11 protein-coding genes are annotated in these 8,738 nt (G+C 39.1%); 6 read left to right on the top strand and 5 right to left on the bottom strand.

What is annotated here, in order from left to right; genetic code table 11:
* Positions 1-1,198: N-acetylmuramoyl-L-alanine amidase family protein (locus HMPREF0851_RS0104110; protein ID WP_000868694.1), on the bottom strand; the 1,198-nt coding region annotated here is incomplete at its 3' end.
* Between the two features lie 12 nt (positions 1,199-1,210).
* Positions 1,211-2,488, bottom strand: coding sequence for a caspase family protein (locus HMPREF0851_RS10860; protein ID WP_000587216.1), 1,278 nt, complete (start codon positions 2,486-2,488; stop codon positions 1,211-1,213).
* A gap of 53 nt (positions 2,489-2,541) precedes the next feature.
* Between HMPREF0851_RS10860 and HMPREF0851_RS16500 the strand changes: the two genes are divergently transcribed.
* Entirely contained in the window at positions 2,542-3,027 is a 486-nt protein-coding gene (locus tag HMPREF0851_RS16500; RefSeq protein ID WP_009014322.1) for a helix-turn-helix domain-containing protein, read from the top strand.
* Complete coding sequence (locus HMPREF0851_RS16495; protein WP_009014321.1) at positions 3,024-3,395, top strand: hypothetical protein; 372 nt, start codon at positions 3,024-3,026, stop codon at positions 3,393-3,395. Before HMPREF0851_RS16500 ends, HMPREF0851_RS16495 begins: the two co-directional genes overlap by 4 nt.
* 104 nt (positions 3,396-3,499) lie before the next feature.
* Here HMPREF0851_RS16495 and HMPREF0851_RS10850 read toward each other — a convergent pair whose 3' ends face one another.
* From HMPREF0851_RS10850 to HMPREF0851_RS10840, 3 genes are read right to left on the bottom strand one after another with little or no spacing between them, the layout of a single operon-like run.
* Entirely contained in the window at positions 3,500-4,267 is a 768-nt protein-coding gene (locus HMPREF0851_RS10850; protein ID WP_000498755.1) for a hypothetical protein, read from the bottom strand.
* Between the two features lie 15 nt (positions 4,268-4,282).
* Positions 4,283-4,978, bottom strand: coding sequence for an ABC transporter ATP-binding protein (locus HMPREF0851_RS10845; protein WP_000054203.1), 696 nt, complete (start codon positions 4,976-4,978; stop codon positions 4,283-4,285).
* A gap of 4 nt (positions 4,979-4,982) precedes the next feature.
* Positions 4,983-5,348, bottom strand: coding sequence for a GntR family transcriptional regulator (locus HMPREF0851_RS10840; protein ID WP_000119150.1), 366 nt, complete (start codon positions 5,346-5,348; stop codon positions 4,983-4,985).
* Between the two features lie 139 nt (positions 5,349-5,487).
* On the opposite strand from HMPREF0851_RS10840, the gene nrdR reads away from it, so the two are divergent.
* The 4 genes from nrdR to HMPREF0851_RS10820 are packed head-to-tail and all read left to right on the top strand — an operon-like array spanning position 5,488 to position 8,738.
* Entirely contained in the window at positions 5,488-5,961 is a 474-nt protein-coding gene (nrdR, locus tag HMPREF0851_RS10835) for a transcriptional regulator NrdR (RefSeq protein WP_001203672.1), read from the top strand.
* Entirely contained in the window at positions 5,962-7,131 is a 1,170-nt protein-coding gene (locus HMPREF0851_RS10830; protein ID WP_000802377.1) for a replication initiation and membrane attachment family protein, read from the top strand. It begins immediately after the preceding gene.
* Complete coding sequence (gene dnaI, locus HMPREF0851_RS10825) at positions 7,132-8,028, top strand: primosomal protein DnaI (RefSeq protein WP_000446504.1); 897 nt, start codon at positions 7,132-7,134, stop codon at positions 8,026-8,028.
* The gene (locus HMPREF0851_RS10820; protein WP_000140836.1) at positions 8,025-8,738 is read left to right on the top strand and encodes an NADPH-dependent oxidoreductase; all 714 of its coding nucleotides are present in this window, start codon (positions 8,025-8,027) and stop codon (positions 8,736-8,738) included. Before dnaI ends, HMPREF0851_RS10820 begins: the two co-directional genes overlap by 4 nt.

The raw sequence follows: 8,738 nt of genomic DNA, 5'->3' as shown, positions 1-8,738 counted from the left end.
AGTTGTTTAGGTAATACCAAGTTCCATTATAGTTTACCCAACCAGTTGCCATAGCACCTGAGTTGTTTAGGTAATACCAAGTTCCATTATAGTTTACCCAACCAGTCGCCATAGCACCTGAGTTGTTTAGGTAATACCAAGTTCCATTATAGTTTACCCAACCAGTTGCCATTGAACCTGAGTTGTTTAGGTAATACCAAGTTCCATTATAGTTTACCCAACCAGTTGCCATAGCACCTGAGTCTTTTAGGTAATACCAAGTTCCATTATAGTCTACCCAACCAGTTGCCATAGCACCTGAGTCTTTTAGGTAATACCAATTGTTGTTATAATATAGCCAGTCACTAGCAATCATAGCTCCTGATGATTTAAAGGCATACCAGTTGCTACCTTGATAGAGCCAAGTTTGATTGAACATGACACCTTTATCATTCATAAAGTACCAAGTTCCCTTGTCCTTAACCCAATCGTTCTGCACTAATTGGCCTTGTTTTTGATAGTACCACTTTTCACCTTGATTATTTTTTAGATTTAGCCAGCTTTCTGATTTTATAATTGGATAAAGTTCTCTGAAGACTCCTCCATCATCATATTTATGACTGATAGTCCCTGGTTTTACAAGTTTAATATTACCATACTCCTCTGCCCAAGCATAGACTTTTTGACCATTGAGAGTCTCTGGTAAGGTAGCAGTGTAGGTCTTGGTTTGATAGTCCCATTTAGTATCAAGGTAGGTGTGTTGATCATTTGATTCGTCAATACGGAAGTAACCACTCTTTCCACCGTCATTATATACATCATCTACCACTTTAGTGGACCATGTCTTTACTTCATTTCCGCTCTTGGCTTCTACCTTTATATCTCCTCTATAGCCATAAGGTACATAGAAATTAAGGTAACGCCCCTCTACACCCATCATAGACTTGTCCTTTTCTTGACCTAGGAAATTGACTGTCTGATCTTGACCATTTAAAGTAACTTTCCACTCGATTTTCTCAGTTTTTGGCAAATCCAATACTTTGATATCTACTTCATTGCCATTATTAAATCGGAGAATTTTGCCATCTTGATATTGAACATCACCCTTAATACCCCACTCTTCTTCAAGCTCGAAGGCCTTTCCTGAATGAGGGAAAGCTAGTAAAGCTAGACCAGCTAGAGATAAACCAAATAGTGTGATTTTTTTTGATACTTTCATTTTCTTAACTCCTTATTTTTGGAATAAAACAAATTGACTGTTTTCTGGATAAACTGATACATGTTGCTTCTTATTACTGCTTGATGCAGCTTCAAGGACTAGAGGATAAGAGTATTGATACAGTTCCTCTAAAGTGATTTTTCCGTTAGTATTGGTGTCTGCCATAGGCGAAATCATTCTATTTTGAAGTGAATCCCAACCTGTACCCATTGCCCAGTATCTGGTGGCAAGACTACCTATTCCGACTAAACTATACGATTTTTCACCTTTCCAAGAGGCACATAGTACGAGGAATTTAGAATCAAGCATTTCACCATTCTTGCTTGCTAGATTTCCTGTTGAGAATCCTGCCAAAAATGCTTGTTCATCAAATTTTTCTTCAGACTTGGAGGCAACCTTTTCATCTGATTCACCTACATCTATAATTGTTCCTGAATAGCAACAATCTAGCATAACCACAAACTTGCCTTTGTATTGTTTCAGTATAGATGCCAATTCCCAACCTGAAAATGTTAGACCATCGCTACCAAGATAGATTCTTCCGTCTCTTCCTCCATGACAAGTAAGGTAAAGGTAATTCACATCGCTTTCGCTAGAAGATTTGAAAAGTTCTTGCATTTTTGCAATAATCTCAGCTTTTGTTTTATCAGGGAAACGAACAACTTCACTAAAGTTTTGGTTACTAAATACCTTTTCCATAGCATTAACATCTTCGATAGGTACTGCTCTCGTTGATGTTTCACCAAGAACTAAAGCCCGACGATTAATCGTTTGTCTTGCTCCACTACTAGCAAAGAAATAGGTATCGTCCCCAATGTTTTGCCAACCTGTCTGCATAGCACCACTAGTATTTAAATAATATTCATTCCCACCGATAGTCTGTAATCCTGTTTGCATGACACCACTAGTATTTAAATAATACCAAATACCCGATACCCTACACCATCCTGTTTTCATAGCACTGCTATCATCTAGATAATACCAATTTCCATATTCTTTAATCCAACCTGTCTTCATCCAACCTTCACTATCAAAATAGTACCAGGTGCCACCTATTTTTCCCCATCCATTTGTAGTATAAGAACCATCAGAATGTTTATACCACCAACGGCTACCAGATTTTATCCAACTTCCACTTGACTTACTATAAGTCGCTTGAGAGGATGATTCTTGAGCAGAAACTGGATTATTTACTGGTAATGTTGCCACTAGGCTCAGTAAAGCAACTGATGACAATAAAATTTTTTCATAATCATATTGTCCTTTCTGTTTTGTTTTTGATATAATCATATCATAAATAAAAAAACAGGTTTTATTTTTTGCAGAAATGGAAGAGGGATAGTATGGAAAATTTTGGAGCGGTTTTAAAGGATATTCGTATTTCAAAAAATTTTCGTCTTAAAGATTTGGCTTGTGATAAGATTAGTGAATCAACTATTTCTCGTTTCGAAAATGGCATTACAAAATTATCTATTGATCATTTTTACATTTTGTTAAATCGTCTGGGAATATCATTTTCGGAATTTGAAGAATTAGTTCATTGCTATTATTCCAAAAAAGAATGTTTTTTTGAAGAATTAGAACATGCTGTAAACTCTCCAGATATATTTCTACTTCAAGAATTAGTGGATAAAATAGAGCTAAAACAAAAGCAGGAAAAAAGTTTATGCAATTTTCACATAAAATTGATTGCTGAACAACAGATTAATCGGCTTGCAAACCTTCCTTACAATATCTCTAAATGCAATGAGCTAATCAAGTATTTGCTTTCGGTAGATACTTGGATGGAGTATGAACTGAAAATTTTCTATCATTCGGTGTTTTTTTGAATACTAAAACCATTAGCTTACTATATAGAGCGGTAATCAATAAAACACGACATTTTTTAAAAACAGATATGGGAACACATAGAGTAATTCCCCTATATTTATTTAATTTAGAATTATTATTAAAAAATAATTTGTTAGATAGCGCTCAATTTTTTATAGATGATTTAGAAAATTTACTGACCAGACAAGGATATTATTTTGAAAAGAATTATTTGCTTTTTTTAAAAGGTATTTATCTCATAAAAACGAATCAAGTAGAGTTAGGTAAAAAAGAATGTTCCAAAGCTATGAGAATATGTAAGGAATATAATGATAGTGACACAATAGAGAAATTAAGCAAGACCTTTAAATCAGATTTTGTTATTTAATTGGCTAGAAGAATTCGTCTGTAAGATAAAGTTAGACAGAAATGAGATAAAAGAAAAAAGGATAGCCTCTCTACGATGAGATGTTATCCTTTTTGATTATGAAACTATTGCAAATTAACCTTGTTTTTCAAGATGTAGTAGGTTCCGAGGTAAAAGATAGCTATGAAAATGAGTTCTTCAACAATACTTATACCTGCTCCCATATAGAAATGATCATTAAGTCCTACAAGTGAATTGACATAGAAATTAGAACTAAGATTGAAGAAAAGTTCAATAAATCCAATGACGATTTGGATACCAATGTAGGCTGCAACAGCGAGTGCTGTACGGTACTCATTGAAAAGCTGTCCAATGGAAATAGCCAAGTAGATGCAGAGGATGCTGGAAATGGTATTTAGTAGGAAGGATATACCTGTAAGAAAGATCTGAGGGAGATGTGTTTCTACAAATGTAATCACATAAGAAAGAGGGATCCATTCTGGAACCGTTATGGTCACAATAATAACAGCACTTAGAGCTAGGACAGCGGTGCTAATCAACGACCAGATAAAGGCACCGATTAGTTTGGTTGTGATGATATGGTGTTCAGAAACTGGCAAGGTCAAAGTCAGATAGCCTTGTCGGTCATAGACACTGCCTTTGAAGCGTTTAATGATTAAGAAAAGAGTTGAAATTCCAAGTGTAATCATCAAGCCACCAAAGACGAGGGCTAGAAAAATAAGTAAAACAGGTCGACTTTCTTTGACAGGCAGATTGTTATAGGTCTGTGCTTGTATCCCGATAAGGGCAGAAAGGAAGAGCACGGCAGCGTAGAGGGCTAAATACCACTTGTTAACATTTTTAAATTCGTAGCGAACTAAATTCCAAAACATAATAATCTCCTTTGCTTAGGCCTTAAATTCCTGACGGAAGAGTTGGTCAATGGATTCACCTGACTCATAGCGAATATCATCTACATTACCTTGACGGACGACTTTTCCATCTTTGAGGAAGACAATTTCATCCAAGATTGGCTCGATATCTGAAATCAAGTGGGTAGAAATCAAAACGGTAGAAGTTGGGGAGTAGTTGTTGATAATGGTATTGAGGATATACTCACGAGCTGCTGGGTCCACCCCGCCAATGGGTTCGTCCAAAACGTAGAGACGAGCATCACGGCTCATAACCAAAATCAGTTGTACCTTTTCCTTGTTCCCTTTTGATAATTTCTTGAGACGACTATTTTCATCAATGCCCAGGTCTGCAAGTAGATGATGGGCGCGTTCAAGATTGAAATCTTTATAGAAGGTCTTGAAGTAGGTTAGGGCTTCTTTGACCTTCATTTGCTCATTGAGATAGGTCGTATCAGGCAAATAAGCTACGATAGCCTTGGTTTCTGGGCTTGGGTCCATGTCATTGATCAGGACACGTCCTTGATCTGGTTGTAAGAGGCCGTTGATTAGTTTAATCAGGGTTGTTTTCCCTGAGCCATTTGGGCCGAGGAGACCGACAATTTTTCCAGCTGGAATGTCAAGAGAAACATTTTCAAGGGCTGGGGTTGCTCCATAAGATTTGGATACATTTTCAAATGCTAGTAATGACATAGGCTTAAACTCCTTTAATATAATCACTGACTACGCCTGGTAGTTCTTCTTTTTCATAGCCAAAATGGGTCATGGAGGAAACGAAGTGTTCCAATTCTTCTTCTGATAATTGTTTGCGTGACTGGGCGATTAGCTCCTTATCCTCAGTCACAAATCGTCCAGTTGTGCGCTTGCTGTAGACAAATCCTTCTCGTTCAAGGTCTGACAAGGCTCTTTGGATGGTGTTTGGATTGACACCTGCCTCGCTAGCCAGCTCTCGCACGGTCGGAAGCTGTTGATTGGGTTCCAGCGTATGGGAAACAATCTGAAGCTTGATTTTCTCCATAATCTGTAAATAGATGGGTTTTTTGTTGTCAAATGTCCAGGACATCTTGGTCTCCTTTCTTTTATCCTTTTGTCTTAATTAAATAATACAACAAAACAAAAAACTTGTCAAGCAAAAAGAAGAATTGTTTTGGGAATCGTTTAAAAAATGGTATAATGAAAAGAAAACGATAAGGAGGGAAAGGATGCGTTGTCCAAAATGTGGGGCTACCAAGTCAAGTGTTATCGATAGTCGCCAAGCAGAAGAAGGGAACACTATTCGTAGAAGACGTGAGTGCGATGAATGCCAGCACCGTTTTACAACCTACGAACGGGTAGAAGAAAGAACCTTAGTGGTTGTTAAAAAAGATGGTACACGGGAACAGTTCTCCAGAGATAAAATCTTTAATGGGATTATCCGCTCAGCCCAGAAACGTCCTGTGTCAAGTGATGAAATCAACATGGTAGTCAATCGTATCGAACAGAAACTCCGTGGTCGAAATGAAAATGAAATTCAAAGTGAGGACATTGGTTCACTCGTCATGGAGGAGTTGGCTGAGTTGGATGAGATTACCTATGTACGTTTTGCCAGTGTCTATCGTAGTTTTAAGGATGTCAGTGAACTAGAGAGCTTGCTCCAACAAATCACCCAATCCTCTAAAAAGAAAAAGGAAAGATAAATGAAGCCAATTGACCGTTTTTCTTATCTAAAGAATAATCGGGTGTCGCAAGATACCTCATCTCTGGTACAGTGCTACCTCCCGATTATCGGTCAGGAGGCACTGAGCCTTTATCTTTATACAATCAGTTTTTGGGATAATGGTAGAAAGGAATACCTCTTTTCAAGTATTCTCAACCATCTTAACTTTGGAATGGATAGATTGATAAAATCCTTGAAAATCCTATCTGCTTTTAATCTCTTAACCCTCTATCAAAAGGGGGATGTTTATCAGCTAGCCCTCCATGCTCCTCTTTCAAGTCAGGATTTTTTGGAACATCCTGTTTATCGTAGACTCTTGGAGAAAAAGATTGGTGATGCAGCTGTGGAAGATTTGAAAGTTGAGAGTGCTGAGGGAGAAGAAATACCTGTCTCACTCAATCAAGTCTTTCCAGACTTAGCAGAACTGGGAAGTCAAGAAGACCTTAGTCTCAAGAAGAAAGTGGCCAACGATTTTGACTTAGACCATTTTCGTCAGCTGATGGCTCGAGATGGGCTTCGCTTTGCGGATGAGCAGTCCGATGTATTAAACCTCTTTGCCATTGCCGAGGAGAGGAAATGGACTTGGTTTGAAACCTATCAATTGGCCAAGTCAACAGCTGTTTCCCAGGTCGTTTCAACCAAACGCATGCGTGAAAAAATTGCTCAAAAACCTGTTTCCTCTGACTTTAGTCCTAAGGAAGCAACCATTATCAAGGAAGCCAAAAGTAAAACTGCCCTGCAGTTCTTAGCAGAAATCAAGCAAACTCGTAAGGCAAGTATTACCCAAACAGAAAGAGAACTTTTGCAACAGATGGCTGGCTTGGGCTTGCTGGACGAAGTCATCAATATTATTCTCTTGTTGACCTTTAATAAGGTAGATTCGGCAAATATCAATGAGAAATATGCCATGAAGGTAGCTAATGACTACGCCTATCAAAAGATTCATTCGGCAGAAGAGGCAGTCTTGCGCATCCGTGAGAGAGGGCAAAAGAGTCAGGCTCAAAAGACTAGTAAACTCGGTCCTGCCAAGTCCAATGTACCCAAGTGGAGCAATCCAGATTATAAGAATGAAACCAGCGAGGAAACTCGTCTGGAACTAGAACGTAAGAAACAAGAACTATTAGCTCGATTAGAAAAAGGAGGAGATTAGATGGAAAGTGTCGGAGACGTACTCAAACGTCAACCTAGCCGTTTTCATTATCAAGATTTGGTCCAGAAAATCATGAAGGACCCTGATGTTGCGGCCTTTATCCAGCAAGAATCCCTTACTCCAGAGGAATTGAATCGCAGTATCTCCAAGTTTAATCAGTACATCACCGAGCGTGACAAGTTTCTTCGTGGTGATACGGATTATATTGCCAAAGGCTACAAGCCGATTTTGGTTATGAATCATGGCTATGCGGATGTTTCTTATGAAGAAACTCCTGAACTAATCGCGGCGGAAAAAGAAGCGGCTATTAAGAACCGTCTCAAGTTAATCAATCTGCCAGCCAGTCTCAAGAAAGCTAGTTTAGCTCAAGTTGACTTGGATGATTTGGAGCGCTTGCCAGTTTTTGAAAAGCTATTAGCCTTCGTGGAGCAATATCCAGCTATTCGAAAAGGTCTTTACTTGTATGGAGACTTTGGTGTGGGTAAAAGTTTCATGGTGGCTGCCTTGGCTCATGATTTATCAGAAAAACGTGGTGTTTCCTCCACTCTTCTCCACTATCCTAGTTTTGTCATCGATGTCAAAAATGCTATCGGTGATGGTAATGTTAAGACCTTAGTGGATGAGATTAAGCTTTCTGAAGTCCTGATTTTAGATGATATTGGTGCCGAGCAATCAACTGCTTGGGTACGTGATGAAATCCTGCAAGTCATTCTCCAATATCGGATGCAGGAAGATTTACCGACCTTTTTCACCTCCAACTTCAACTTTGAAGATTTGGAGTTGCATTTCGCTAAAGGGAAACATGGAAATGACGAAACCTGGGAAGCCAGACGGGTCATGGAACGCATCCGTTATTTGGCTGAGGAGACTCGTTTAGAAGGAGTGAACCGTCGATGACAGAAACGATTAAACTGATGAAGGCTCATACTTCAGTGCGCAGATTTAAAGAGCAAGAGATTCCCCAAGCAGACTTAAATGAGATTTTGACAGCAGCCCAAATGGCCTCGTCTTGGAAGAATTTCCAATCCTACTCTGTGATTGTGGTACGAAGTCAAGAGAAGAAAGATGCCTTGTATGAATTGGTGCCTCAAGAAGCCATTCGCCAGTCTGCTGTTTTTCTTCTCTTTGTCGGAGATTTGAACCGAGCAGAAAAGGGAGCACGACTTCATACGGATTCATTCCAACCTCAAGGTGTGGAAGGTCTCTTGATTAGTTCGGTCGATGCGGCTCTTGCTGGTCAAAATGCCATGCTGGCAGCTGAAAGCTTGGGCTATGGTGGTGTCATTATTGGCTTGGTGCGTTACAAGTCAGAAGAAGTGGCAGAGCTCTTTAATCTGCCTGACTACACCTATCCTGTCTTTGGAATGGCACTAGGAATACCAAATGAAGAACATGAAGTCAAACCTCGCTTGCCATTGCATCAGGTGGTGTTTGAGGAAGAATATCAGGAACAAACAGTTGATGCGATTGAAAATTATGACCGTGTACAGGCAGACTATGCTGGGGCGCGTGCGACCACAAGCTGGAGTCAGCGCCTAGCAGAACAGTTTGGTCAAGCTGAACCAAGCTCAACTAGAAAAAATCTTGAACAGAAGAAGTTATTGTAG

The sequence above is a fragment of the Streptococcus sp. M334 genome, from assembly GCF_000187745.1.
Taxonomy (GTDB): domain Bacteria; phylum Bacillota; class Bacilli; order Lactobacillales; family Streptococcaceae; genus Streptococcus.
Note: the sequence above shows the minus strand (reverse complement) of the source record. Positions and strands in the feature narration are given on the sequence as shown.